The organism is Streptomyces flavidovirens DSM 40150 (assembly GCF_000429085.1).
GTDB lineage: Bacteria > Actinomycetota > Actinomycetes > Streptomycetales > Streptomycetaceae > Streptomyces > Streptomyces flavidovirens.
In genome coordinates, this window is sequence record NZ_AUBE01000001.1 from 294,388 (window position 1) to 318,922 (window position 24,535).

The following is a 24,535-nucleotide window of genomic DNA, read 5'->3' on the forward strand; positions in this document are numbered from 1 at the left end:
GGCCCCTGCCGTGCGGTCCCGCTTACTTCAGCTTGGTGCCCGTGGAGCGCAGGTTCGCGCAGGCCTCGGTGACGCGCTTGGCCATCGACGCCTCGGCCAGCTTGCCCCAGGTGCGCGGGTCGTACGTCTTCTTCGAGCCGACCTCGCCGTCGACCTTCAGGACACCGTCGTAGTTGCGGAACATGTGGTCCGCGACCGGGCGGGTGAAGGCGTACTGGGTGTCGGTGTCGAGGTTCATCTTCACGACGCCGTTCTCCAGCGCGGTGGCGATCTCCTCGGCCGTGGAGCCGGAGCCGCCGTGGAAGACGAAGTCGAACGGGGACGCCTTGCCGTACTTCTCGGCGACGCCCGCCTGGAGGTCCTTGAGCAGCTCGGGGCGCAGGACGACGTTGCCCGGCTTGTAGACGCCGTGCACGTTGCCGAACGAGGCGGCCAGCAGGTAGCGGCCCTTCTCGCCCAGTCCGAGCGCCTCGGCGGTGCGCAGCGCGTCGTCGACGGTGGTGTAGAGCTCGTCGTTGATCTCGTGCGAGACGCCGTCCTCCTCGCCACCGGTCGGGGTGATCTCGACCTCAAGGATGATCTTCGCGGCGGCGGCCTTCGCGAGCAGTTCCTGACCGATGGCCAGGTTGTCGGCGAGGGTCTCGGCGGAGCCGTCCCACATGTGGGACTGGAAGAGGGGGTTCTGGCCCTTGGCGACGCGCTCGGCGGATACGTCGATCAGCGGACGTACGTACGTGTCCAGCTTGTCCTTGGGGCAGTGGTCCGTGTGCAGCGCGATGGTCACCGGGTACTTCTCGGCGACGATGTGCGCGAACTCGGCCAGCGCGACGGCGCCGGTCACCATGTCCTTGGAGTACTGGCCGCCCAGGAACTCGGCGCCGCCGGTGGAGATCTGGATGATGCCGTCGCTCTCGGCCTCCGCGAAACCGCGCAGCGCCGCGTGCAAGGTCTGGGTCGAGGTCACGTTGATGGCCGGGTAGGCGAACTTGCCTGCCTTCGCCCGGTCGAGCATCTCGTTGTAGACCTCGGGGGTTGCGATGGGCATCTGTCCGCTCCTTATGACGTGCGGGTGTGTGGTGCTGGGCCCTGACCTGGGGGCGACGTCATCGTCGCCCCTATCTTTCCAGACTCTCGCCACGACTCCACAGGGCGCACTGCCCGGACCTGCGCGAAGGGCGGGCTGTTTCACGTGAAACAGCCCGCCCTCGACGAAAAGCGCAGGTCAGCCCGAGAGCCACGCGCGTCAGGCGAGGCCGAGCTCCTCCAGCGAGTAGGCGTTGATGTACGGAAGACCGGCCTCCGCGATCTTCGGGGCGGCGCCCCGCTCCACGATCACCGCGACACCGACGACCTCGCCGCCCGCCTCGCGGACGGCCTCGACGGCGGTCAGCGGCGAGCCACCCGTGGTCGAGACGTCCTCGACGACCAGGCAGCGGCGGCCCTTGACGTCCGTGCCCTCGATCCGGCGCTGCATCCCGTGCGCCTTGCCGGCCTTGCGTACGACGAACGCGTCGAGCCGCTGTCCGCGCGCGGCGGAGGCATGCAGCATCGAGGTGGCCACCGGGTCGGCGCCCAGGGTCAGCCCGCCCACGCAGTCGTAGTCGAGCTCGGCGGTGGCGTCGAGCATCACCTGGCCCACCATCGGCGCGGCCTCACCGTCCAGCGTGATCCGGCGCAGGTCGATGTACCAGTCGGCCTCGATCCCCGAAGACAGGGTCACCTTGCCGTGCACCACGGCCTTGTCCTTGATCTGCTGGAGCAGCTCACCACGTACGTCAGTCATGCCATGAGCTTAAAGCCGCCGCTTCACAGTCGCCGCCAGGTCCAGATGGTCTCGATCTCCAGCGGTTCGATGGGCGTCACGAACCGCGGCATCGTGTTGAGCCCGTTCGGCGGCCCCGACTGCGGCTCCACGCACACCGCTTCGGACTGCTCGTCGTACACGACCACCCATTCGGCGCGGCTCGTCACCTTCAGCTCCAGCTGCCCCGGCCAGGTGAGTGTGACGTCCACGCCGTCGGGCATCCCGAAGCAGTCGTCCCAGGGGCCGGGGCGCGGAGCGATCCGCCGCCCGGTGGGGAGGTGATCGTCACCGCGCTCCTCCTGCCAGGCGGGGGCGAAGTCGATCCGCACGTCCTCACCTTCCCCGCCGCCGATGTTGCGCACGAACCACGGGTGCCAGCCGGCCTGCGCCGGGAAGGAGTCGCCGTACGTCTCGATCCCCATCGTCAGGACGAGCGAGTCCTCGGACAGCCCGAACGCCTGCGTGACCCTGCCGTCGTACGGCCACGGGTCGGCCAGGTCGTACGTGAACGCGGCCTCGCTCTTCTCGGCCCGCGCGGTGTGCCAGGCGGCGTCGCGGCCGGTGCCGTGGATGGCGTGGGGCGGGGAGTTGAGCGGCAGTTGGTGCGTGGTCGCGCCGTTGAGGAACCTGCCGTGGTTGAGGCGGCCGCACCACGGCACCATCGGGAAGCAGCCGTAGCGCTCCCCCTGGCGCAGCAGCTCGGTGCCGCCGATGCGCAGGCCCGTGATGCGGCAGCCGTTGTCCTGGGCGATGGTCAGCTCGGCGTCGCCCGCCGCCAGACGCGTCTCATGGGTGCTCATCCTGCCGACCCTATGGGCTGCCGGCCGGCTGGGGCGCGCGCAACATCCAAGCGGCAAGCATCCCGCCACCCGCGGCAGCCAAAAGCTCAGCGCCTGCGCCGCAGCACCCGGCCCATCACCACCGCCGAAGCCAGCGCCAGCGCGGCCGCCGGGGCGATCCAGCGCAGCGTGTCGGTCGTCGACGTGGACTGCGGGGCGGGGACCGGCGCGTAGCGCCCGCGGGGCGGCGCGTGGTCGACCTCCTCCGCGCTGCGGCCGATCATCGTGCGCCGCGCGTGAGCCGCCTCGGCCGGGGGCTCGGACGGGGAGGGCACCCCCGGCATGTCCTCCGACAGGTCGGCCGCCTCCGGTACGTCGGGCACATCCGGTACGACCGGTACGTCGGCCAGCGGGTCCAGCGACGGCGGCGGCACCTCCGTCTCAAACACCGACGCCCTCGACTCAGCAGTCCCCTCGGCCGCGTCGGCCGCGTCGGCCGCCTCGCCTTCGGAGGCCCCGCGCCCGCCGTCCGCCCGCGCATCCGCCAGCCGGGCGGTGAAGCGGTCCAGCAGCCGCTGGGACGCGGACAGCGTCGCCGGCGGGTCGAGCTCCGTGATGCGGCCCTCGCCGCTCGCCGTCCCCGCGTACGTCACCGTCGTACCGCCACCGGCCTCCGTCAGGCGTGCCGTCAGCGCCAGCTTGACCGAGCCCGTGCCGCGCGCCTCCGTGCCCTCGCCCTCGACGGCGAAGGTGCCGTCCGGCTGCCCGGTGACACGCAGCGTTCCCCGGTAAGTGATCGTGTGGCCGTCGATGCGGACCTTCAGCCGCCCCGCGAGCGGGCCGGACGCCTCGTCGGCATCCTGCTGGAGCCCCGGAACGCAGCGCGCCACCCGGGCGGGGTCCCCCAGCGCCTGTCGCAGGGTCTCAGCCGGAACCGGAACGAACACCTCATGCTCCATGGGAACCGAGCCTACTCACGCACGCCCGCCATGTACCCGACTCGGCGAGGAATCCGCACACGGATCCGGACGTACCGGACCGTACTTCAGTACGTGTAGCGCGGATGCACCAGCGTAGAAGGCTCCAGCCCCCGCACCCGCGCGCCGAGCGCCGACCGCTCCGCCGACCGCAGGACCGCCGGCGTGAGCGACCGCAGCCGGGGCGCGTCGGGGGCCAGGCCGAGACCGGGGCGCGTGTCCCGCGCGGCGAGTATGAAACCCCAGTCGTGCGGGGCCACCGCCGTACCCGAGGAACGGTCCGGCCCCCCGGTGAACCCGGAGAGGCGGCCGGTCGCACGGTACGGACGCGTCCGCAGGCCCGCCGCCCGCAGCGTCGCGTCGACCGTCCAGTAGGCCTTCGGCCGGGTCGCCAGCGGCCCCGCGTGGACGGCCACGCGCCCACCGCCCGCCAGGACGCGCGACGCCAGCCCGTAGAACTCCTGCGAGTACAGCTTCGTGCTCGCGCTGATACCGGGGTCGGGCAGATCGGAGATCACCACGTCGTACGGCGGCCGGCGCGGCCCCTCCTCCCGCAGCCAGGTGAACGCGTCGGCGGTGTCGATCCGCAGCCGGGGGTCCTGGTGGGCGCCGCCGTTCAGCGCCGACAGGGCCGGGTCCTTACGGGCCAGCTCGACGACGGCCGGGTCCAGCTCGACCACCGTGACCGACTCCACGCCCGGATAGCGCAGCACCTCCCGCGCCGCGAGCCCGTCGCCGCCGCCCAGGATCACCACGCGTGCGTGGCGCCCGCGCATCGCGGGGTGCACCAGCGCCTCGTGGTACCGGTGCTCGTCGCGGCCGCCGACCCGCAGCCGCCCGTCGAGGAAAAGGTCGAGCGGCCCGCCGGGGGCGCCGGTGACGACGATCTCCTGCAGGTCCGTCTGTACGGCGACCCGCACCCGCTCCCCGTACACCGCCCGCCGCGCCGCCCGCTCGAAGTCGCCGACCAGGGCGGTCGCGGTGGCGAGCAGCGCCAGCGCCACCACGTTCGCCACGACCAGCAGCCGGCGCTCACGGCGCGTCAGCTCGTGCCGGAAGAGCCACAGCACCAGCGCCCCGCCCGCCACCGTATTCACGGCGCCCGTGACCAGCGCGCCCGTCAACTGGCCTAAGAGCGGCAGCAGGACGAACGGGAAGGCCAGGCCGCCGACCAGCGCCCCGACGTAATCCGCGGCGAAGAGGTCCGCCACGTCGCCACTCGTGTCACGGCGCTCCCCGCGCCGGGACACGCGCTGGATCAGCGTCATCAGCAGCGGAATCTCGGCGCCGATGAGCACGCCGATCGCCAGTGAGAAGCCGACCAGCGCGTACTGCGCCCCGCCGAGCCAGGCGAACGTCGCGTACAGCATCAGCGCCGACGTGCCGCCGCACAGCGCCAGCGCCGCCTCCAGCAGGCCGAAGCCCACGGCCGCGCGGCACCGCAGCCGCTTGGCGAGCAGCGAGCCGAGTCCCATCGCGAAGACCATCACCGAGAGCACGACGGACGCCTGGGTGACCGAGTCCCCGATCAAGTACGAGGCGAGGGCGACCAGTTCCAGCTCGTACACGAGTCCGCAGGCGGCACAGACGAACACCACGCCGAGCACCAGGAACCGGGCGGTCCGCGGCGGCACAGGCAGGGCCGCCGGGGCTTCCGGATCCGACAGTGACACAGGCGAATCGATCACCATGGGAACGCTACGTCACAAAGGGCTAACCACCCGTCACCCACAAGGGTGAGACTCCAGCGAAACAGGCATACGCACGCCGACACGTGACCGCGTCACGACCAACTGCCCCTCCTGCGGGTACGCGTGCCAGGTACGCCACCTCACCTGCCCCTCGTACCGCTGTGCCAGCATCGCCGTGAACGCGTGCGGGCTGCCGGGAAACGTGCCCGCGAGGCTGTTGGGGTGGTCGGCGACCAGCGCGAGCAGTTCCTGCGCGCGCCCCGCGAACTGGCCCTGCGTGAGGGTCTCGACGCGTGCGGCGAACTCGTACTCCCATTCCCCGAGCCGCTTGGCCACGCCCAGCGGCAGCGGCGTACTGCTGCCCGGCATGCAGGCGACCGTCTCGGAGCAGGACCCTTCGTCGTCCTCCAGGAGCACTTGGTGGGAGGCGCCGAGGAGCCTCAACTGGAGCAGCATGCCGTCGAGTCGGAGATCCAGCACGGCCAGGGCCGGAAGCGGCTCGCGCCCCAGCGCCCAGGCGAGATCGGCGGCGCGCGTGTCGGTGTAGGCAGTCTTGAGAGTCGTGAGCATGAGTGGGCTCCGCAGACAGGCGTTCGGAATGGTGGACCGGGGTCACCGGAAGACGAGGTCGAGGAGTTCGGGGACCGCCTGCTCGGGTCCACATGGGGGCCGAGGGCTGAAGTTCTCGACTGTGAGGGAATCATGAAGTGCGCTGTACTCAAAGCGTTTTTACCCAACTTGCAGTGGTTTCCATCCCCGCGGGGGCTGAACGGTTCAACTGTTCAACAACTAAGCGCCCGGCGGGAGTTAACCCGCCGGGCGCACGGGCCTGACGCTCGTAGTGGTGCTGATGTGGTGCCTGCGCGCGCCCTGCGGCGGCCGCGCGCAGGCGGACCGACTGCCCCGTGTCAGTCGCCTCCGCCGCCTCCACCACAACCGCCGCCACCGCCACCGCCGCAGGACCAACCACCACCGCTCGACGACCCGCTGCTGTGACTGCCCTCCCACCAGCCGCCCCCGCTCTTGCGGGAGCGCCGGCCTCCACGCCTCCGCCCGACCGACGCGAGCCCCACGATCACCAGCACCACCAGCACCACCAGGCCGATTTCCATGATCGCCACGGCCCCCACCGTCCTTCCGGTCCCCCGAAGCGAGGTGCTCGCTCCTTACGTGACTGGGGGATGCCCATGGCATCCGGCAGCCAAAGCAGACTTGAGCAACTCCAGAGGTTCGGCACAGGATGGCCGCCATGACGACGCCGGCAGACCACGACGCACGCGGCCAGGACGACGGTCCTCGCGCCCGCCCCCTCCCCCGCCCCCTCCTCAACCGCAGGCTGGCGGAGTTCGGTACGACGATCTTCGCGGAGATGTCGGCGCTGGCCCTGAAAACCGGCGCGATCAACCTCGGCCAGGGCTTTCCCGACACCGACGGCCCCGAGGAGGTCAGGGAAGCCGCGGTCCGCGCCCTGCGCGACGGCCGCGGCAACCAGTACCCGCCCGGCCCCGGCGTCCCAGAACTGCGCACCGCGATCGCCGGCCACCAGCAGCGCCGCTACGGCCTGTCCTTCGACCCCGACACCGAGGTCCTCGTCACCGCCGGCGCCACCGAGGCCATCGCCGCGTCCCTCCTCGCCCTGCTGGAGCCCGGTGACGAGGTCATCGCCCTGGAGCCGTACTACGACTCGTACGCCGCCTGCATCGCGATGGCGGGCGGCACGCGCGTCCCGGTGACCCTGCGTCCCCACCAGGACCGCTACGTACTCGACCTCGACGAACTGCGCGCCGCCGTCACCCCGCGCACCCGCCTCATCCTCCTCAACACCCCGCACAACCCCACCGGCACCGTCCTGACCCGCGAGGAACTCGCGGCCATCGCCGCACTGGCGGTCGAGCGCGACCTGCTCGTCATCACCGACGAGGTGTACGAGCACCTGGTGTTCGACGGCGAACACATCCCGCTCGCGTCCTTCCCCGGCATGCGGGAGCGCACGGTCACCATCTCCTCGGCGGGCAAGACGTACTCCTTCACCGGCTGGAAGGTCGGCTGGATCACGGCGTCCCCCGCCCTGGTGACGGCCGTCCGCAGTGCGAAGCAGTACCTGACCTACGTGTCGGCCGGTCCCTTCCAGTACGCCGTCGCCGAGGCGCTGCGTCTGCCCGAGACGTACTTCACCGCCCTCCGGGACGACTTGCGCGCCAAGCGCGACCTGTTGTCGGCCGGGCTCGCCGACGCGGGCTTCGAGGTCTACCGCCCGGCCGGCACGTACTTCGTCACCACGGACATCCGCCCGCTGGGCGAGAGCGACGGCTTCGCCTTCTGCCGCGCGCTGCCGGAGCGGTGCGGGGTGGTCGCGGTCCCGAACGCGGTCTTCTACGACCACCGGGAGCAGGGCGCCCCGTTCGTCCGCTTCGCCTTCTGCAAGCAGAAGGACGTCCTGGACGAGGCGGTGACCCGCCTCCGGCGGCTGGCGCCCTGACGGGAGCGGGGACGACAGAATCCCGGATTCCGGGCCAGAAAGAAATCTGTCGTGACGGTAGTAGACATTGCCGTTCGGTGGGGTAGGGTTTTGCTCGTAGCCAAGACAGCAAGTGAGGCGCGGCAGAGACGAACTGCCGCGCATGCAGGTTCGAGCGAGTTGTGGCACGGCAGTGGAATGTCAGGGCCGGATGGATGCGGGGTCCTGAGGTTGGCTGCCGGGCCGGACGGCCCACAAGGGGCGGATTGTGGCACGGCGGTGGAGTGACAGGGCCGGACGCACGTAGGGGCACTGTCACTGGCTGCCGGGCCGGCGGCTCACAGGGGTCGCGAGCAGTCCCGCAGTTCCAGCAGGAGCTGGCAAATGGTGTTGATCCCCCAGGGACCCTGGTGCCGAACGGCACCAGGGTCCCCCGACGCGCCGCACCAACGAGGCGCAGGCGACCGCGCAGACCGCCGACGTCGGCCCGGGCAGGGCCGGTGCATAGAATTGGCTCTCATGTCGAAGCCTGACGAGCTGCTCGTTGACGTCGCCGCCATGGTGGAGTCCGGGCAAAGCAATCAGATGTCCCTGACCGTGGTCACCGGTGGCACCGTCATCACCGGTCGACTGGCACCCGAGGCCGTGTGGCGGCAGCGGGTGTCGGAGGTCCTGACGGATTCGAAGAGCCTGAGCGAGTTCTCCGGCATCTTCACCGCCTCCGCCCGCGAGGACGGGCCGCCCACTCATCTGCACTTCCACGTCGCCCGGATCCTCCAGGGCACGGTGGGGATCCCGGAGACGGGCGGGATGTACCGCGTCTCGATCCAGGACGTCAGCGCCTGGACCATGGGCGACTTCAGCTACTCCGACCACTGAGCCGGGCCGCTACGACGCGTGCCGGGCGAGAGAGACAGCAGTGAGGGCCTGACCGGCGTGCCGGTCAGGCCCTCACTGCTGTCTCAGGTGTCGGCGTACGCCTGCCGCCGGTCAGACGGCCACAGGAGTGCCGAGCATCCGGGAAGCCTGCTGGAGCGGGCTGAGGGCGGGCACGGGTGCGGCCGTGGGGAGCGTACGGCAGGTGAAACCGAGGAGTGTCATGGCGCGCAGGACTTCGCCGGCGCTGAAATCACGGCGGTCCTGGCGGGTGATGACCTCCCCCGCCTGCTTGATGGGGTAGTGGCGGCGGCCGATGATCACGGACTCACCGGTGATCGGTTCGGGCTTGACGCCCTTCATCAACTCCAGAACGCCGCTCTTCGTCAGCTCGAACGGGAAGCGGGCGATGACACAGCGCATGATGCCTCACAGGGTTTAAGGGTTGGGGGAGAAACGGTCCGGCCGGGACGAAGCAGGCGGTTCTAGGCCGCCGCGTCGAAGGCCGGCTGCCGCTGGGCGGTACGGCGCGGAGCCTGCGCGGGGCGGCTGCGCCGCGACCGGGAGGAGGCGGCGCCGCGCTTGGGGCGCTCGGACACCGGCGCCGTGATGACGACCGGGACGCCCGAGGGGGACTGCGCGCCGGTGATGCGGTTCAGTTCGGCCTCGCCCGAGCGCACCTGGGTGACCTGCGGGCGGATCCCGGCGTCCGACATGAGGCGCACCATGTCGCGGCGCTGATTCGGGGTGACCAGGGTGACGACGCTGCCGGACTCGCCCGCGCGGGCGGTACGGCCGCCGCGGTGCAGGTAGTCCTTGTGGTCGGTCGGCGGGTCGACGTTGACGACGAGGTCGAGGTTGTCGACGTGGATGCCGCGGGCGGCGACGTTGGTCGCCACCAGCACGGTCACATGCCCGCTCTTGAACTGGTCGAGCGTGCGGGTGCGCTGCGGCTGCGACTTGCCGCCGTGCAGCGCGGCAGCCCGTACACCGCTGTTGAGCAGGTCCTGGGTCAGCCGGTCGACGGCGTGCTTGGTGTCCAGGAACATGATCACGCGGCCGTCGCGGGCGGCGATCTCGGTGGTGGCGGCGTGCTTGTCGGCGCCCTGGACGTGCAGGACGTGGTGCTCCATCGTCGTGACCGCACCGGCGGAGGGGTCGACCGAGTGCACGACGGGATCGGTCAGGTAGCGGCGGACCAGCAGGTCGACGTTGCGGTCCAGGGTGGCGGAGAACAGCATCCGCTGCCCCTCCGGACGGACCTGGTCGAGCAGGGCCGTGACCTGCGGCATGAAGCCCATGTCGGCCATCTGGTCGGCCTCGTCCAGCACCGTGATGGCCACCTGGTTCAGCCGGCAGTCGCCACGGTCGATGAGGTCCTTGAGCCGGCCCGGCGTCGCCACGACGACCTCGGCGCCGCTGCGCAGTGCGCCGGCCTGCCTGCCGATGGACATCCCTCCGACGACCGTGGCGAGCCGCAGCTTGACGGAGCGGGCGTACGGGGTGAGGGCGTCGGTCACCTGCTGGGCAAGCTCACGGGTCGGTACGAGCACCAGGGCCAGCGGCTGGCGCGGCTCGGCGCGCTGTCCGGCCGTCCTGGCCAGCAGGGCCAGTCCGAAGGCCAGCGTCTTGCCGGAGCCGGTCCGTCCGCGGCCCAGGACGTCACGGCCGGCGAGGGTGTTCGGCAGGGTCGCGCCCTGGATCGGGAACGGCACCGTCACGCCCTCGGCACCGAGCGCGGCGAGGAGCTGCTCGGGCATGTCGAGGTCGGCGAACATCTCGGCGGCGGGCAGCGCGGGGGTGATCGTCTTGGGCAGTGCGAACTCGCCCTGCGGCGCGCCGGCCCGACGGCCGTAACCACCCGAGCGGCCCTGTCCGCCTGAACGGCTCGGTGCGCCTGAACGGCTCGGTGCGCCCGAGCGGCTCGGTGCGCCCGAGCGGCCGGGGGCCGACGAGCGGCTGTGCGGGAAGCGGTCGTTCGTGCGTGTGCGGTTCATACGGAACCTTCCTCGATGCGGCACGTATCAAGGAATTCCCGCAGCGGTCGATCAGCACGGAGAATCGCAAGAACGAACCAAAATGAAAGCCAAAACGAAAGCGAATCCGACCGGCGCAAGAAACAGCGGGTCAGTTACAGTCGCTCAAAATCCCAGCGATACGGGATTGAATGCCATACGGAATATGGCCCAGAAATGCAACGAGCTGGGGCCCGCACCCCAAGGTGCGGGCCCCAGCTCAGACTGCGCGCGAGCGTCAGGCGGGAACGATGTTCTCGGCCGTCGGGCCCTTCTGGCCCTGCGCGATGTCGAAGTTCACCTTCTGGCCTTCCAGCAGCTCGCGGAAGCCCTGGGCGGCGATGTTCGAGTAGTGGGCGAACACGTCAGCGCCGCCACCGTCCTGCTCGATGAAGCCGAAACCCTTTTCCGCGTTGAACCACTTCACGGTGCCAGATGCCATGTCAATCTCCTTCGGGGCAGTGCCCGGAGTCCGCACTTTGCGGCTCCGCGTCGCCGCGATGATTGCCCCGCCCGGAAAATTTACCGGCAGTACGAACCACAACTGCAACTTGTATCGACAGTAGCACGGCAGGATCGACTCTGCGGCGTCAGCAATTCCACCCTGCCGGTTGTACGAGATATCCTCGACCCGCGTTGCTTCAATTTCTTACTTCGCGGCTACAGATATTCACTCACCCCGAATCGGACACCATGACGAAAGCCCGGCCGAGGGCCGCGATCGTGGTGACCGCCGCCCTGGCCGGGCTCTCGCTGAGCTACGGGACGTATCTGGTGACGATCGCCCCGGTGCCGTTGTGACGCGCGGTGCTCAGGCCTCGCCGTCGCCGTCGCCCTCGGCGGAGTCGACGTCCTTCTCCAGGCCGAGCTGCTCGACGAGCCACTTGTCGAACTCGATCGAGGCGCGCACCCAGCCGACCGTCGACGACACGAAGTGCTCCAGGCTGACGCCGGTGCCGATCAGCATCTGCGCCTCACCGATGAGACGGACGGTGCCGTCGTCGTGGGTGTGGCTGTAGACCTTGGGCCACAGCGTGCGGCGGTTCCAGTCGTCGATCAGTTCGAGGAGCTGGACCTTCTCCTCAATCTGGTGCGGCCGGTCGTAGAACGTCCGTACCGAGAAGACCTGCTGGTCGTCCTCGCCGCGGAACATGAAGTACGTGCGGAATTCCTCCCACGGCGCGGCGAGGTCGCCCTCGTCGTCGACGACGTACTTCAGCTCCATCTGCTCCAGCAGCTGCTTGACGAGGTCCTGGTCCGGGACCACGGGGCCCGCAGGCCCTTCGGGCTGCGGTTCGGGCTGGCCCCCGAAGTTCGGGATCGAGGACGGGTCGATGCTCACCGTGAATTTCCCTTCGTACGGTTTCTTCCATCCTCTCCCATCTCGGGGCACCAGTGGCAAGCCCTGCCACCCGCGATCCGCTGCGGGCGCAAACCTGACTGACGAGCCTTCCCTGGAGCGCCTTACTCGGCGCGCCCGACCGACAGGCCGTCCCCGGCCCGGTCCACCCGGACCGTGTCGCCGTCGGTGATCTCGCCCGCGAGGATCTCCTTCGCGAGCCGGTCGCCGATCGCCGTCTGGATGAGGCGGCGCAGCGGGCGGGCGCCGTAGGCCGGGTCGTTGCCCTTGTCCGCGAGCCAGGCCAGGGCCGCCGGAGTGATGTCGAGGGTGAGGCGGCGGTCGGCGAGGCGCTTGGCGAGGCGGCCGATCTGGAGCTCGGCGATGTGCGCCAGCTCGTCCCGCGACAGGGCCGAGAAGACGACCAGGTCATCGAGCCGGTTGAGGAACTCCGGCTTGAAGGAGGCCCGTACGAGCTCCAGGACCTGCTCCTTCTTCACTTCCTCGCTGGTCGTCGGCTCGACCAGGTACTGGCTGCCGAGGTTCGACGTCAGGACGAGGATGGTGTTGCGGAAGTCGACCGTCCGCCCCTGCCCGTCGGTCAGCCGGCCGTCGTCGAGGACCTGGAGCAGGATGTCGAAGACCTCGGGGTGGGCCTTCTCGACCTCGTCGAGGAGTACGACGCTGTACGGGCGGCGGCGGACCGCCTCGGTGAGCTGGCCGCCCTCCTCGTACCCGACGTAACCGGGAGGCGCGCCGACCAGCCGCGCGACGCTGTGCTTCTCGCTGTACTCGCTCATGTCGATGCGGACCATGGCCCGCTCGTCGTCGAAGAGGAAGTCCGCGAGCGCCTTGGCCAGCTCGGTCTTGCCGACACCGGTCGGGCCCAGGAAGAGGAAGGAGCCGGTGGGGCGGTCCGGGTCGGCGATGCCGGCGCGGGTGCGGCGTACCGCGTCCGAGACGGCGCGCACCGCCTGGTGCTGGCCGATCAACCGCTTGCCCAGCTCGTCCTCCATCCGCAGCAGCTTCTGCGTCTCGCCTTCGAGGAGGCGTCCGGCGGGGATGCCGGTCCAGGAGCCGACGACGTCGGCGATGTCGTCGGGGCCGACCTCCTCCTTGACCATGGTGTCCGTACGGACCTCCGCCTCGGCGGCGGCGGCCTCCTCCAGCTCGCGCTCCAGGCCGGGGATCTCGCCGTACAGCAGCTTGGAGGCGGTGTCGAAGTCGCCGTCGCGCTGGGCGCGTTCGGCCTGGCCGCGCAGGTCGTCGAGCTTCTCCTTCAGCTCACCGACCCGGTTGAGGCCCTGCTTCTCCTTCTCCCAGCGGGCGTTGAGGCCGCGCAGCTCCTCCTCCTTGTCAGCGAGGTCGCGGCGGAGCTTCTCCAGCCGCTGCTTGCTCGCCGGGTCGGATTCGTTCTTGAGCGCGAGTTCCTCCATCTTCAGCCGGTCGACGGAGCGCTGGAGTTCGTCGATCTCGACGGGCGAGGAGTCGATCTCCATGCGGAGCCGCGACGCGGCCTCGTCGACGAGGTCGATGGCCTTGTCGGGGAGGAACCGGGAGGTGATGTACCGGTCCGAGAGGGCCGCGGCCGCCACCAGCGCGGAGTCCGCGATCTGCACCTTGTGGTGGGCCTCGTACCGCCCCTTGAGGCCGCGGAGGATCGCGATGGTGTCCTCGACGGTCGGCTCGGCGACCAGCACCTGCTGGAAGCGGCGCTCCAGGGCGGGGTCCTTCTCGATCCGCTCCCGGTACTCGTCGAGCGTCGTCGCACCGACCATGCGCAGCTCGCCGCGGGCCAGCATCGGCTTGAGCATGTTGCCGGCGTCCATGGCGGAGTCACCGCCGGCGCCGGCCCCGACGACGGTGTGCAGCTCGTCGATGAAGGTGATGATCTGCCCGTCGCTCGCCTTGATCTCGGAGAGGACGGTCTTGAGCCGCTCCTCGAACTCGCCGCGGTACTTGGCCCCGGCGACCATCGCGCCGAGGTCCAGCGACACCAGCCGCTTGTTCTTCAGCGACTCGGGTACGTCGCCCTTGACGATGCGCTGGGCGAGCCCTTCGACGACGGCCGTCTTGCCGACACCCGGCTCACCGATCAGCACGGGGTTGTTCTTCGTACGCCGCGACAGGACCTGCACGACGCGCCGGATCTCCTGGTCCCGCCCGATGACCGGGTCGAGCTTGCCCTCGCGCGCGGCCGCCGTGAAGTCGGTGCCGAACTTCTCCAGGGCCTTGTACTGACCCTCCGGGTCCGGTGTGGTCACCCGGCGTCCTCCCCTGATCTTCTCGAACGTGTCCAGCAGCCGCTCGGCGCTCGCGCCCTCCTGGGACAGTACGTCCCCGGCCTTGCCGCCCTTGGCCGCGATGCCAATGAGCAGGTGTTCCGTCGACAGGTACTCGTCACCCAGCTCCTTCGCCCGCTGGGAGGCGTCGGCGATGACCGCGAGCAGCTCGCGGTTGGGCTGGGGCGGGGCGACGGTGGACCCCGTCACGCTGGGCAGCGCGGCGAGCACCCGCTCGGTTCCGGAGCGTACGGCCGCCTGGTCGGCCTCGACGGCGGCCAGCAGGTCGATGATGTTGGCGTTGTCCTCGCCCGCGAGCAGGGCCAGCAGCAGATGCGCGGGCGTGAGGTCCGCATGTCCGTCCTTGACGGCGCGGTTGCTCGCCGCCTGGATCGCCTCCCGGCTCTTGTTGGTCAGCTCTGCGTCCACTGGCTCTCTCCTCCTCGGCGGGTCGCCTTCTTCCCAGCTATGACATACACAGCATACGCAAACTTGAGTCTATTCCACTCAAGGACGGGAGGACAGCGGCTATTGTGCCGTCATGGCCAATGATCTCGACGTACGGAACCCCAGCCCGGACTACCTCGCCTTCTGGCGCGAGTACCACCTGTGCACCCTGACAACCCTGCGCCCGGACGGCTCACCGCACGTCGTGCCGGTCGGCGTGACGTACGACCCCGAGGCGGGGCTCGCCCGTGTCATCACCAACAAGACCAGCACGAAGGTGGCGAACGTGCAGGCCGCGGGCGAGGGGGGCGCACGGGTCGCCGTCTGCCAGGTGAAGGGCGGCCACTGGGCGACGCTCGAAGGGCGCGCGGTGGTCCGTACGGAACCGGACCTCATCGAGGAGGCGGTACGCCGCTACGCCGAGCGGTACGAGCGCACGCCGGCGCCGAACCCGGACCGCGTCCTGATCGAGATCACCCTGGACCGCGCGATGGGCCGCGCCCCGAGCACGGCCCGAACGGACTGACACGGACTGACACGGACTGACACGGACTGACACGGACTGACACGTCTGACGCGGCCCGACACGGCCTGTCCGCCCGTACGTACGCAGCACAGCGGCGCCATCGTGTTCAGGTCCACGATGACGCCGCTGTGTGGGGGAGCGCCTGAGCGATTGTGAACGACGGGGGAATCGCTTCAGGCGCTGCGGGGGGTGGCGGTGCTGGTTTCTGGTTCGATCAGCTGGTGGTCACGCTGGTCGAGATTGACGAAGACCATGCCGTAACGCACGGCACAGCGAACGGGTTGCGGGCCACCCCGCGGCTTGCGAAGGCACCGGTAGGCACGGACGTCCTCATCCTCTTCACGCGCGACCAGGATCGGCTCGCCGAACAGCGTGACCATCAGCGAGTCGCCACGGTGGGGAATGGCCGTGACCAGATCGATGAAGTGCCACCCGGAGCGGTACGCGGTGGCCATCTCACGCCTGAAGGTGCGGTCGTCCGGTGGAACAGTCATGCGTCTGTCTTGGCCGGCACACTGTCCCAGCCCAGGTCCGGCGGAGACTCTGCCTGTGCACCAGCCGGACCCCCGCCCGCAGGCTTGCTGTCCCAGGCGAGGTCATCCATCGTGGTCCCAGTACCGAGGGCCAGCCCGGCTGCGAAGGCAGTCGCAAGTACCGAGCGAAGCATTCTCTTGTACATAGTCGGCTTCGTCCTCACTTGAAAGGTTTCTTCTCTCCCCGCACCACGACCATGGCCTATTCGGCCACGTCAACACCACTGGGTCGATGCATCATGTTCCTGCACGTTCAGGACCCTGGGGGGTGGAGTTATGACCGCAAGTGACTCAAATCAGGCACATCCCCATGCCGTAACTGATCTGTGCGACGAAGGAAGACGCCTCTACGCCAGCGCTCTGCGCGCCGGACGGATCGCTCGCACCGAGGTCACACCCGCTCCCTGCCTCATGGAGTTCGCGCTGCTGCACCCCGACCCGGACGACGCCGACTGGCTCCGCCCGGTTCCGCCGTCCGCCGCGCTGGCTCAACGCCTGCACCCCATCGAGCGTGAAATCCGCGAGCGCAGGCACTTGACCATTGAACTGGCCGACTCGTTTGAGCCATTCATGGCCATCAGCGCACAGGATCCCCCCACCACTCACGCCATCACCGTGCTGGAGGGCTTCAACCGGATCAACGCGGCCATAGACCTCGCCACGGCCGAGTGCCGCACAGAAGTGCTTACCGTCCAACCCGGCGGCGGACGCAGCGAACACGCCCTCCACGAGGCGCTGGAGCGGGGCCAGGCGCTCATCGGCCGAGGCGTCAGCATGCGCACCCTGTATCAGCACACAGTCCGCCACAGCCAGGGCACGCTTGCCTACGCGGAACGTATGGCCGAGGGCAAAGTCGAGATACGGACGCTCGAACAGCTCATAGAACGACTGATGATCTTCGATCGTACGGTCGCCTTCATACCCGCGCGCGACGACCGTCAAGTCGCCCTGGAACTGCGCCATCCCGGCCTGGTCGAGTACCTCGCGGCCGTCTTCGAGCAGTTCTGGCAACGTGGAGTACCGCTCCAGGAGCAGGTCTCGTACGACCACACCCCCGACGGCATATCCGGCGTTCAGCGCTCCATCGCCAAGCTGCTCGTCGAGGGGTACGTCGACGAGGCCATCGCCCGCCGGCTCGGCATGAACGTACGCACCGCCCGCGCGCACATAGCCAAGCTCGCCGCCACCCTCGGCAGCGGCAGCCGCGCCCAACTCGGCTACCTCATCGCGCAGTCGAGCATCCTGGAGCAGGATCACTGACTACCGCGTGAGCGCACGTACGCCGACGGGGCGCGGCAGAAGGCCCGTCACCCCGAGTCGTGGGTGACGGGCCTTCTCCGCGCACGGTTCTTCCCGTACGGAGCCGGACTACTCCGACGTCCGCTTCGGGCGCCAGACCACCAGCGCACTCGCTTGCTGTACGTCCTCGTACCGGACCAGGTCACGCCGGTACGAGGCGTGGACCTGCGCCTCGCGCTGCTGCAGCGCGGCCGCCGCGCCGTCGACCGCCGCCGAGAGTTCGGCGACGCGCTGCTGGAGCGCGGTCACCTGGTTCTCCAGTTCGATGATGCGCTTGATGCCGGCCAGGTTGATGCCCTCGTCCTGCGACAGCTGCTGCACCTGACGGAGCAACTGGATGTCGCGGGCCGAGTAGCGCCGCCCGCGCCCGGCCGTGCGGTCGGGGGAGACCAGGCCGAGGCGGTCGTACTGCCGGAGGGTCTGCGGGTGCAGGCCGGAGAGCTGGGCCGCGACCGAAATGACGTACACCGGTGACTCGTCGGTCAGTTGGTACGGGTTACGACGCATGCGCGGGTCCATCTCATGCTCCCTTCGCGGCCTGGAACAGCTCCGCCCGCGGGTCCTCCCCCGCGGTCGCCTCACGGTAGGACTCCAGCGCCTCACGGGCCTTGTCGTCAAGGCCCTTCGGCACTTCGACCTCCACGGTGACCAGCAGGTCGCCGCGGGTGCCGTCCTTGCGGACCGCCCCCTTGCCGCGGGCGCGCATCGTACGGCCGTTGGGCGTGCCGGGCGGCAGCTTCAGGGTGACGGGCGGGCCGCCCAGCGTCGGGACCTTCACCTCGCCGCCGAGCGCCGCCTCCACGAAGGTGACGGGCACGGTGACGGTGAGGTTGTCGCCCTTGCGGCCGAAGACCGGGTGGGTGCCGACGTGGACGACGACGTACAAGTCGCCCGCCGGGCCGCCCCGTTCACCGGGACTGCCCTTGCCGCGCAGCCGGATCCGCTGGCCGTCGGAGACGCCCGCCGGGATCCGGACCTGCATGGTGCGTGAGGATTTGGCGCGGCCGCTGCCCTTGCATACGTCGCAGGGGTCCTGGGCGATGAGCCCGCGGCCCCGGCAGTCGACGCACGGGTCGGTGAGCGAGAAGCCGCCACCGCCGCCGCGCGACACCTGGCCCGTGCCGACGCAGGTCGGGCACACGCGGGGTGTGCCGTTCTTGTCGCCGGTGCCGGCGCACGCCTTGCAGGGTGCCTGGCTGGACATCCGCAGCGGGACCGTGGCCCCGTCGACCGCCTCGGTGAAGCTGAGCGTCACCTCGGACTCGATGTCCTGGCCGCGGCGCGGCTGCGTACCCGTACGCGCACCCGGCCCGCCCCGGTTGAACAAGCCCCCGAACACGTCCCCGAGGCCGCCGCCGAACCCGCCGGCGCCGCCGGTCTGGGCCCCGCCCTGGGCGCCTCCGAAGAGGTCGCCCAGGTCGAAGTTGAAGGTGCCGCCGCCGGCGCCGGGACCGGGGCGGAAGCCCCCGTTCCCGAAGAGAGCACGCGCTTCGTCGTACTCCTTGCGCCGCTTGGGGTCGCCGAGGATGTCGTTCGCCTCGGAGATCTCCTTGAAGCGGTCCTCCGCCTTGGCGTCGCCCTTGTTGGCGTCCGGGTGGAACTCGCGGGCGAGCTTCCGGTACGCCTTCTTGATCTCGGCCTCGGTGGCGTCCTTCGGGACGCCGAGAACCTTGTAGTAGTCCTTCTCGACGAAGTCCTTCGTGCTCATCCCCGACGTCCCTCCTTCCTGCCGCTACGTGTACTGCTGCTGGTCACGTCAGCCCTCGTCCGGGCCACCGCTCTCCTCGTCCGGAGCCCTGGCCTCGGGCTCGTCCGCCTTGGCGGGCGTGGCGCCGGGCTGGGGCTCGGCCACCGCGACCCGCGCGGGACGGATGGTCCGCTCGCCGATCCGGTAGCCGGGCTGGAGGATCGCGACGCACGTGGTCTCGTCGACGTCCGGTGCGTACGAGTGCATCAGCGCCTCGTGGATCGTCGGGTCGAAGGGCTCGCCCTCCTTGCCGAACTGCTGCAGGCCCATCTTGGCGGCGACCGTCTCCAGCGATTCGGCGACCGACTTGAACCCGCCCACCAGCTCGCCGTGCTCCCGCGCGCGGCCGATGTCGTCGAGGGTCGGGAGGAGCTCGCTCAGGAGGTTCGCGACAGCGATCTCCTTGACCGTGACCCGGTCCCGCTCCACGCGGCGACGGTAGTTCTGGTACTCCGCCTGGAGCCGCTGGAGGTCCGCGGTGCGCTCATTGAGCGCCATACGCACCTGGTCCAGCTGCGCCGTCAGAGCTACGTCCTGTACGTCCCCGGCCGGGGCTGCCGGGCCCGACTCCTCGACGGAGTCGGTCCCTGCCTTTTCGGGCGCGGCAGCCTGCGGTTCGGCGTCTTCGGGAGTGGCGCCGGAAGGGACGTCGGGCTTCTCCTCGAAGCCCGGAGTCTCCTCCGTCATGCGGCGCCTCCCTGCCGGCCGGCGTCACGCTCGTCGTCGACGATCTCGGCGTCGACGACGTCGTCGTCAGCCTTGGCGTGGCCCTCGGCACCCGGAGCGTCGCCGCCCGCGGCCTGAGCACCCTCGGCGTTCGCGTACATGGCCTGGCCGAGCTTCTGGGAGACGGCCGCGACCTTCTCCGTAGCCGTGCGGATCTCGGCGGTGTCCTCACCCTTGAGCTTTTCCTTCAGCTCGGTGATGGCGGTCTCGACCTCGGACTTCACGTCACCCGGAACCTTGTCCTCGTTGTCCTTGAGGAACTTCTCCGTCTGGTAGACGAGCTGCTCGGCCTGGTTGCGCGCCTCGGCGGCCTCGCGGCGCTTGTGGTCCTCGTCCGCGTACTTCTCGGCCTCTTCGCGCATCCGGTTGACCTCGTCCTTCGGCAGCGAGGAGCCACCGGTGACGGTCATCTTCTGCTCCTTGCCGGTGCCGAGGTCCTTGGCAGCGACGTGCATGATGCCGTTGGCGTCGATGTCGAACGCGACCTCGATCTGCGGGACACCGCGCGGGGCCGGCGGCAGACCCGTCAGCTCGAACATGCCGAGCTTCTTGTTGTACGCCGCGATCTCGCGCTCGCCCTGGTAGACCTGGATCTGCACGGACGGCTGGTTGTCCTCGGCCGTCGTGAAGATCTCGGAGCGCTTCGTCGGGATCGTCGTGTTGCGCTCGATGAGCTTCGTCATGATGCCGCCCTTGGTCTCGATACCGAGAGACAGGGGCGTGACGTCGAGGAGCAGGACGTCCTTGACCTCACCCTTGAGGACACCGGCCTGGAGCGAGGCGCCGATGGCGACGACCTCGTCCGGGTTCACACCCTTGTTGGCGTCCTGACCGCCCGTGAGCTCCTTGACGAGCTCGGCGACGGCCGGCATACGGGTCGAGCCACCGACGAGAACGACGTGGTCGATCTCGGAGAGCTGGATGCCCGCGTCCTTGATGACGTTGTGGAACGGCGTCTTGCAGCGCTCCAGAAGGTCGGCGGTCAGCTGCTGGAACTGCGAGCGCGTGAGCTTCTCGTCCAGGTGCAGCGGGCCCTCGGCCGACGCCGTGATGTACGGCAGGTTGATCGAGGTCTCGGTGGAGGAGGACAGCTCGATCTTGGCCTTCTCGGCCGCCTCGCGCAGGCGCTGGAGCGCCATCTTGTCCTTGGAGAGGTCCACGCCGTGACCGGAGTGGAACTGCTTCACCAGGTAGTCGACGACGCGCTGGTCCCAGTCGTCACCACCGAGGTGGTTGTCACCGTTGGTGGCCTTCACCTCGACGACGCCGTCACCGATCTCCAGCAGCGACACGTCGAAGGTGCCGCCACCGAGGTCGAAGACGAGGATGGTCTGGTCGTCCTTGTCGAGGCCGTACGCCAGGGCGGCGGCCGTCGGCTCGTTGACGATGCGCAGGACGTTCAGGCCCGCGATCTCGCCGGCCTCCTTCGTCGCCTGGCGCTCCGAGTCGTTGAAGTACGCCGGGACGGTGATGACCGCGTCGGCCACCTTCTCGCCCAGGTACGCCTCGGCGTCGCGCTTCAGCTTCTGCAGGATGAAGGCGCTCATCTGCTGCGGGTTGAAGGTCTTGCCGTCGAGCTCGATGTTCCAGTCGGTGCCCATGTGGCGCTTGACCGACCGGATCGTCCTGTCGACGTTGGTGACTGCCTGGCGCTTGGCAACCTCGCCTACCAGCACTTCACCGTTCTTCGCGAAAGCGACGACGGACGGCGTGGTCCTGGCGCCTTCGGCGTTGGTGATGACGGTGGGCTCGCCGCCCTCCAGAACGCTGACGACGGAGTTGGTGGTGCCCAGGTCGATGCCGACCGCACGTGCCATTTCGATTCCTCCAGCTGACTTGAGTGGAACAGACTCAAGGATGCATGACGGATCCATTCGCGTCAACAGACCTGAGTGGAGGCGACTCAACTCTTATGCGGCCCTTATCGGCATGAGCACGGCACGCCCACACCCAACCATGCCCCATTTCCGGACGAAAGCCATGAAAAAGTACGCCCCATGCTCGCGAAGCGCATCTTCGACCTGGTGGTCACCGCCGCCTTACTGCCGATCGCCGCCCCTCTCCTGCTCCTCACCGCCACCGCGGCGGCCGTAACGTCGCGGGGCCCGCTGCTCGTACGCAAGACCCGTGCGGGCCTGGCCGGCCGCCCCTTCGAGATGCTGACGCTGCGCACCGACCCCCGCACCCCGGTCGGCGGGCTGCTGCGCCGGTGGCGGCTGGATGTACTGCCGCGGCTGATCCACGTAGTACGCGGCGAGATGTCCCTGGTCGGCCCGTGCCCGCTGCCGCCGGGCCATTCTTCGGCGACACGGGCGAGACTGGTGGTGCGGCCGGGCATCACCGGGCTGTGGCAGGTCGGCGGGCGCTCGGAGCTGCCGTGGGAGGAGATGGACGTACTGGATCTGCACTACATCGAGCAGCACTGGCTCGGCCTCGACCTGGCCGTCCTGGCCCGCACGATTCCCGCGGTCCTCGCCGCCAGGTGCTGAGGGCGGCCAGGTGCTGAGGGAAGCCTTACGCGACACAGATCACCGCCTGCGCAACTACAGTGCGGCGGCATAAATGGGTACGCTCAGCACGGACTGAATAAGTTACCGCTTAGTAATCCCTCTGAACTTTCACCTCGCAGGCCCGAGGAGCCCCTTGATGCAACTCGCCGCGATCATCGTGTCGCTGGTCCTGACCGTGGTCGGCGTTGCGCTGCTCGCCCGCGCCATCGGCCAGTTCGTCCGCTACTTCAAACTGGGCCAGCCGGTCCCCGCCGGCGCCCGGACCGACAACCCCTACCAGCGCAGCGTCACGCTGGTCAGGGAGTTCCTCGGCCACACGCGGATGAACCGCTGGGGGATCGTGGGCTTCGCCCACTGGTTCGTGGCGGTCGGCTTCCTGACGCTGCCGCCGACGATCGTCACCGCCTACGGCCAGCTTTTCCGGGCCGACTGGACGCTGCCGGTGCTCGGCGGCTTCCTGCCGTACGAGCTCTACATCGAGTTCATCGGAGTGATGACCACCCTCGGCATCGCCGTGCTGATCGTCATCCGCCTGCTGAACCTGCCCTCGCGCCCCGGCCGCAAGTCCCGGTTCGCCGGCTCGAAGATGGGCCAGGCGTACTTCGTCGAGTACGTCATCCTCACCATCGGCCTGGCCATCTACGTCCTGCGTGGCCTGGAAGGCGCCCTGCACCACGTCGACCACTACGAGCCCGCGTACTTCGCCTCGTATCCGCTGGTCCTGGCGTTCAAGGGCCTGAGCGTCGGCGTGCTGCAGAACCTGGTCTACCTGTTCGCCATGATCAAGCTGAGCACCACCATGATCTGGATGATCACGGTCTCGCTCAACATCAACATGGGTGTGGCCTGGCACCGCTTCCTGGCGTTCCCGAACATCTGGTTCAAGCGCAACGCCGACGGCGCCACCGCCCTGGGCGCGCTCCAGCCGATGACCTCCGCCGGCAAGGAGATCGACTGGGAGGACCCGGCGGAGGACGCCGTCTTCGGCGTCTCCCAGGTCGAGCAGTTCTCGTGGAAGGGCATCCTCGACTTCTCCACCTGCACCGAGTGCGGCCGCTGCCAGTCGCAGTGCCCCGCCTGGAACACCGGAAAGCCGCTCTCCCCGAAGCTCCTGATCATGTCGCTGCGCGACCACGCGCACGCCAAGGCGCCGTACCTGCTCGCGGGCGGCGGCAAGACGATGGAGGGCGACGAGAAGGCGACGGCCGAGCAGCTGAAGGACGTGCCCGCGTCCGCGCTGGCCGAGGCCGAGCGGCCGCTGATCGGGACGCTGGAGGAGAACGGCGTCATCGACCCGGACGTGCTGTGGTCCTGCACCACCTGCGGCGCCTGTGTCGAGCAGTGCCCGGTCGACATCGAGCACATCGACCACATCGTCGACATGCGCCGCTACCAGGTGATGATCGAGTCCGCCTTCCCCTCGGAGGCCGGCACGATGCTCAAGAACCTGGAGAAGAAGGGCAACCCCTGGGGCCTGGCCAAGAAGCAGCGCGTCGAGTGGACCAAGGAGGTCGACTTCGAGGTGCCGATCGTCGGCAAGACGATCGAGGACCTGTCCGAGGTCGAGTACCTCTACTGGGTCGGCTGCGCCGGCGCCCTGGAGGACCGCGCGAAGAAGACCACCAAGGCCTTCGCGGAGCTGCTGCACATGGCGGGCGTCAAGTTCGCGATCATGGGCGGCGACGAGAAGTGCACGGGTGACTCGGCCCGCCGCCTGGGCAACGAGCCGCTGTTCCAGCAGCTCGGCCAGGAGAACGTCGCGATGCTGAACATGGCGTACGGCGAAGACGACGAAGACCCGTCGACCCGCAAGCCCAAGTCGTCGAAGAAGATCGTCGCGACCTGCCCGCACTGCTTCAACACCATCGCGAACGAGTACCCGCAGCTGGGCGGTGAGTTCGAGGTCATCCACCACACGCAGCTGCTCCAGCACCTCATCGACGAGGGCAAGCTGATCCCGGTGACGTCGGTCGAGGGCCTCATCACGTACCACGACCCCTGCTACCTGGGCCGGCACAACAAGGTCTACACGCCGCCGCGCGAGATCATGTCGGCCGTTCCGGGCCTGCGTCAGCAGGAGATGCACCGCCACAAGGAACGCGGCTTCTGCTGCGGCGCCGGCGGCGCGCGCATGTGGATGGAGGAGCGGATCGGCAAGCGCATCAACACCGAGCGCGTCGACGAGGCGCTGTCTCTCAACCCGGACATCGTCTCGACCGCGTGCCCGTTCTGCCTGGTGATGCTCACCGACTCGGTCAACGGCAAGAAGAATGACGGCAAAGCGAAGGAGTCCCTCCAGGTCGTGGACGTGGCACAGCTGCTCCTCGACTCGGTGAAGACACCGGCCGACCCCGAGGACGCGCCGGAGCCGGAGAGCGCGACGGAGCCCGAACCGGCGAAGTAGCCCTTGGGCAGGAGAAGAAGAAGCGGCCGGATCTGCCTCGGGGGCAGGTCCGGCCGCTTTCGTACGCCCACTCCGCCCACTCCGCCCACTCCGCCCGCTCCGCTCACCCACCCCACTCATTC

The 24,535-nt window shown here is 69.3% G+C and carries 23 protein-coding genes; 6 read left to right on the top strand and 17 right to left on the bottom strand.

Annotation, left to right across the window (positions count from 1 at the left end):
• Positions 1-22: 22 nt before the first annotated feature.
• From fbaA to G412_RS37580, 7 genes are all read right to left on the bottom strand, one after another.
• The gene (gene fbaA, locus G412_RS0101370) at positions 23-1,045 is read right to left on the bottom strand and encodes a class II fructose-bisphosphate aldolase (RefSeq protein ID WP_028810488.1); all 1,023 of its coding nucleotides are present in this window, start codon (positions 1,043-1,045) and stop codon (positions 23-25) included.
• 198 nt (positions 1,046-1,243) lie between these two features.
• A complete protein-coding gene (gene pyrE, locus G412_RS0101375) occupies positions 1,244-1,783 on the bottom strand; it encodes an orotate phosphoribosyltransferase (protein WP_028810489.1) in 540 nt (179 codons plus the stop codon).
• A gap of 23 nt (positions 1,784-1,806) precedes the next feature.
• Entirely contained in the window at positions 1,807-2,604 is a 798-nt protein-coding gene (locus G412_RS0101380; protein ID WP_028810490.1) for an aldose epimerase family protein, read from the bottom strand.
• Between the two features lie 86 nt (positions 2,605-2,690).
• The gene (locus G412_RS0101385; protein ID WP_028810491.1) at positions 2,691-3,542 is read right to left on the bottom strand and encodes an SRPBCC family protein; all 852 of its coding nucleotides are present in this window, start codon (positions 3,540-3,542) and stop codon (positions 2,691-2,693) included.
• 86 nt (positions 3,543-3,628) lie between these two features.
• Positions 3,629-5,248: a polyamine aminopropyltransferase gene (locus G412_RS0101390; protein WP_028810492.1), complete on the bottom strand. Its 1,620-nt coding sequence runs from the start codon at positions 5,246-5,248 to the stop codon at positions 3,629-3,631.
• Between the two features lie 36 nt (positions 5,249-5,284).
• Complete coding sequence (locus G412_RS0101395) at positions 5,285-5,821, bottom strand: DUF2617 family protein (protein WP_028810493.1); 537 nt, start codon at positions 5,819-5,821, stop codon at positions 5,285-5,287.
• Between the two features lie 338 nt (positions 5,822-6,159).
• Complete coding sequence (locus G412_RS37580) at positions 6,160-6,372, bottom strand: hypothetical protein (protein WP_208857827.1); 213 nt, start codon at positions 6,370-6,372, stop codon at positions 6,160-6,162.
• Positions 6,373-6,491: 119 nt separating this feature from the next.
• On the opposite strand from G412_RS37580, the gene G412_RS0101400 reads away from it, so the two are divergent.
• Both G412_RS0101400 and G412_RS0101405 read left to right on the top strand, forming a co-directional pair.
• Complete coding sequence (locus G412_RS0101400; protein ID WP_078606718.1) at positions 6,492-7,730, top strand: pyridoxal phosphate-dependent aminotransferase; 1,239 nt, start codon at positions 6,492-6,494, stop codon at positions 7,728-7,730.
• A 498-nt stretch (positions 7,731-8,228) separates the two neighbouring features.
• Positions 8,229-8,588: a hypothetical protein gene (locus G412_RS0101405; RefSeq protein ID WP_028810495.1), complete on the top strand. Its 360-nt coding sequence runs from the start codon at positions 8,229-8,231 to the stop codon at positions 8,586-8,588.
• A gap of 111 nt (positions 8,589-8,699) precedes the next feature.
• On the opposite strand, the gene G412_RS0101410 is transcribed toward G412_RS0101405, so the two are convergent.
• From G412_RS0101410 to clpB, 5 genes are all read right to left on the bottom strand, one after another.
• Positions 8,700-9,008 (bottom strand): SCO5918 family protein, encoded by a 309-nt coding sequence (locus G412_RS0101410; protein ID WP_028810496.1) that lies wholly within the window; start codon positions 9,006-9,008, stop codon positions 8,700-8,702.
• A gap of 62 nt (positions 9,009-9,070) precedes the next feature.
• Complete coding sequence (locus G412_RS0101415; protein ID WP_028810497.1) at positions 9,071-10,582, bottom strand: DEAD/DEAH box helicase; 1,512 nt, start codon at positions 10,580-10,582, stop codon at positions 9,071-9,073.
• A gap of 256 nt (positions 10,583-10,838) precedes the next feature.
• Positions 10,839-11,042, bottom strand: a complete 204-nt coding sequence (locus G412_RS0101420) for a cold-shock protein (protein WP_028810498.1) — start codon at positions 11,040-11,042, stop codon at positions 10,839-10,841.
• 369 nt (positions 11,043-11,411) lie between these two features.
• Positions 11,412-11,942 carry a type III secretion system chaperone family protein gene (locus G412_RS0101430; protein WP_028810499.1) on the bottom strand — a complete coding sequence of 177 codons (531 nt, stop codon included), beginning with the start codon at positions 11,940-11,942 and terminating at the stop codon, positions 11,412-11,414.
• A 122-nt stretch (positions 11,943-12,064) separates the two neighbouring features.
• Complete coding sequence (gene clpB, locus G412_RS0101435; protein ID WP_028810500.1) at positions 12,065-14,650, bottom strand: ATP-dependent chaperone ClpB; 2,586 nt, start codon at positions 14,648-14,650, stop codon at positions 12,065-12,067.
• Between the two features lie 112 nt (positions 14,651-14,762).
• Between clpB and G412_RS0101440 the strand changes: the two genes are divergently transcribed.
• Entirely contained in the window at positions 14,763-15,194 is a 432-nt protein-coding gene (locus G412_RS0101440) for a pyridoxamine 5'-phosphate oxidase family protein (protein WP_028810501.1), read from the top strand.
• Positions 15,195-15,367: 173 nt separating this feature from the next.
• On the opposite strand, the gene G412_RS0101445 is transcribed toward G412_RS0101440, so the two are convergent.
• Positions 15,368-15,688 carry a Rieske (2Fe-2S) protein gene (locus tag G412_RS0101445; RefSeq protein ID WP_028810502.1) on the bottom strand — a complete coding sequence of 107 codons (321 nt, stop codon included), beginning with the start codon at positions 15,686-15,688 and terminating at the stop codon, positions 15,368-15,370.
• Between the two features lie 315 nt (positions 15,689-16,003).
• Between G412_RS0101445 and G412_RS0101450 the strand changes: the two genes are divergently transcribed.
• Positions 16,004-16,987 (top strand): helix-turn-helix transcriptional regulator, encoded by a 984-nt coding sequence (locus tag G412_RS0101450; protein ID WP_078606719.1) that lies wholly within the window; start codon positions 16,004-16,006, stop codon positions 16,985-16,987.
• A gap of 108 nt (positions 16,988-17,095) precedes the next feature.
• Here G412_RS0101450 and G412_RS0101455 read toward each other — a convergent pair whose 3' ends face one another.
• Genes G412_RS0101455 through dnaK form a run of 4 tightly spaced genes read right to left on the bottom strand, consistent with a single transcriptional unit; the run spans position 17,096 to position 21,316 of the window.
• Positions 17,096-17,545 carry a heat shock protein transcriptional repressor HspR gene (locus G412_RS0101455; RefSeq protein ID WP_028810504.1) on the bottom strand — a complete coding sequence of 150 codons (450 nt, stop codon included), beginning with the start codon at positions 17,543-17,545 and terminating at the stop codon, positions 17,096-17,098.
• Between the two features lies 1 nt (position 17,546).
• Positions 17,547-18,734 (bottom strand): molecular chaperone DnaJ, encoded by a 1,188-nt coding sequence (dnaJ, locus tag G412_RS0101460; RefSeq protein ID WP_028810505.1) that lies wholly within the window; start codon positions 18,732-18,734, stop codon positions 17,547-17,549.
• Positions 18,735-18,782: 48 nt separating this feature from the next.
• Complete coding sequence (gene grpE / locus G412_RS0101465; protein WP_028810506.1) at positions 18,783-19,460, bottom strand: nucleotide exchange factor GrpE; 678 nt, start codon at positions 19,458-19,460, stop codon at positions 18,783-18,785.
• Complete coding sequence (gene dnaK / locus G412_RS0101470) at positions 19,457-21,316, bottom strand: molecular chaperone DnaK (protein WP_028810507.1); 1,860 nt, start codon at positions 21,314-21,316, stop codon at positions 19,457-19,459. The genes grpE and dnaK overlap by 4 nt, the downstream gene beginning before the upstream one ends.
• Positions 21,317-21,496: 180 nt before the next feature.
• On the opposite strand from dnaK, the gene G412_RS0101475 reads away from it, so the two are divergent.
• Entirely contained in the window at positions 21,497-21,988 is a 492-nt protein-coding gene (locus G412_RS0101475; protein WP_028810508.1) for a sugar transferase, read from the top strand.
• A gap of 157 nt (positions 21,989-22,145) precedes the next feature.
• Complete coding sequence (locus G412_RS0101480) at positions 22,146-24,413, top strand: (Fe-S)-binding protein (protein ID WP_028810509.1); 2,268 nt, start codon at positions 22,146-22,148, stop codon at positions 24,411-24,413.
• The last annotated feature ends 122 nt before the right edge of the window (positions 24,414-24,535 follow it).

Excerpts from the sequence above, each read along its gene's own strand:
- G412_RS0101450 (WP_078606719.1), top strand. The coding sequence starts at position 16,004 with ATGACCGCAAGTGACTCAAATCAGGCACATCCCCATGCCGTAACTGAT.
- G412_RS0101455 (WP_028810504.1), bottom strand. The coding sequence starts at position 17,545 with ATGGACCCGCGCATGCGTCGTAACCCGTACCAACTGACCGACGAGTCA.
- pyrE (WP_028810489.1), bottom strand. The coding sequence starts at position 1,783 with ATGACTGACGTACGTGGTGAGCTGCTCCAGCAGATCAAGGACAAGGCC.
- G412_RS0101385 (WP_028810491.1), bottom strand. The coding sequence starts at position 3,542 with ATGGAGCATGAGGTGTTCGTTCCGGTTCCGGCTGAGACCCTGCGACAG.
- dnaK (WP_028810507.1), bottom strand. The coding sequence starts at position 21,316 with ATGGCACGTGCGGTCGGCATCGACCTGGGCACCACCAACTCCGTCGTC.
- G412_RS0101410 (WP_028810496.1), bottom strand. The coding sequence starts at position 9,008 with ATGCGCTGTGTCATCGCCCGCTTCCCGTTCGAGCTGACGAAGAGCGGC.
- G412_RS0101415 (WP_028810497.1), bottom strand. The coding sequence starts at position 10,582 with ATGAACCGCACACGCACGAACGACCGCTTCCCGCACAGCCGCTCGTCG.
- G412_RS0101395 (WP_028810493.1), bottom strand. The coding sequence starts at position 5,821 with ATGCTCACGACTCTCAAGACTGCCTACACCGACACGCGCGCCGCCGAT.
- G412_RS0101420 (WP_028810498.1), bottom strand. The coding sequence starts at position 11,042 with ATGGCATCTGGCACCGTGAAGTGGTTCAACGCGGAAAAGGGTTTCGGC.
- G412_RS0101475 (WP_028810508.1), top strand. The coding sequence starts at position 21,497 with ATGCTCGCGAAGCGCATCTTCGACCTGGTGGTCACCGCCGCCTTACTG.
- dnaJ (WP_028810505.1), bottom strand. The coding sequence starts at position 18,734 with ATGAGCACGAAGGACTTCGTCGAGAAGGACTACTACAAGGTTCTCGGC.
- fbaA (WP_028810488.1), bottom strand. The coding sequence starts at position 1,045 with ATGCCCATCGCAACCCCCGAGGTCTACAACGAGATGCTCGACCGGGCG.
- G412_RS0101405 (WP_028810495.1), top strand. The coding sequence starts at position 8,229 with ATGTCGAAGCCTGACGAGCTGCTCGTTGACGTCGCCGCCATGGTGGAG.
- G412_RS0101445 (WP_028810502.1), bottom strand. The coding sequence starts at position 15,688 with ATGACTGTTCCACCGGACGACCGCACCTTCAGGCGTGAGATGGCCACC.
- G412_RS0101400 (WP_078606718.1), top strand. The coding sequence starts at position 6,492 with ATGGCCGCCATGACGACGCCGGCAGACCACGACGCACGCGGCCAGGAC.
- G412_RS0101480 (WP_028810509.1), top strand. The coding sequence starts at position 22,146 with ATGCAACTCGCCGCGATCATCGTGTCGCTGGTCCTGACCGTGGTCGGC.
- G412_RS0101380 (WP_028810490.1), bottom strand. The coding sequence starts at position 2,604 with ATGAGCACCCATGAGACGCGTCTGGCGGCGGGCGACGCCGAGCTGACC.
- grpE (WP_028810506.1), bottom strand. The coding sequence starts at position 19,460 with ATGACGGAGGAGACTCCGGGCTTCGAGGAGAAGCCCGACGTCCCTTCC.
- G412_RS0101440 (WP_028810501.1), top strand. The coding sequence starts at position 14,763 with ATGGCCAATGATCTCGACGTACGGAACCCCAGCCCGGACTACCTCGCC.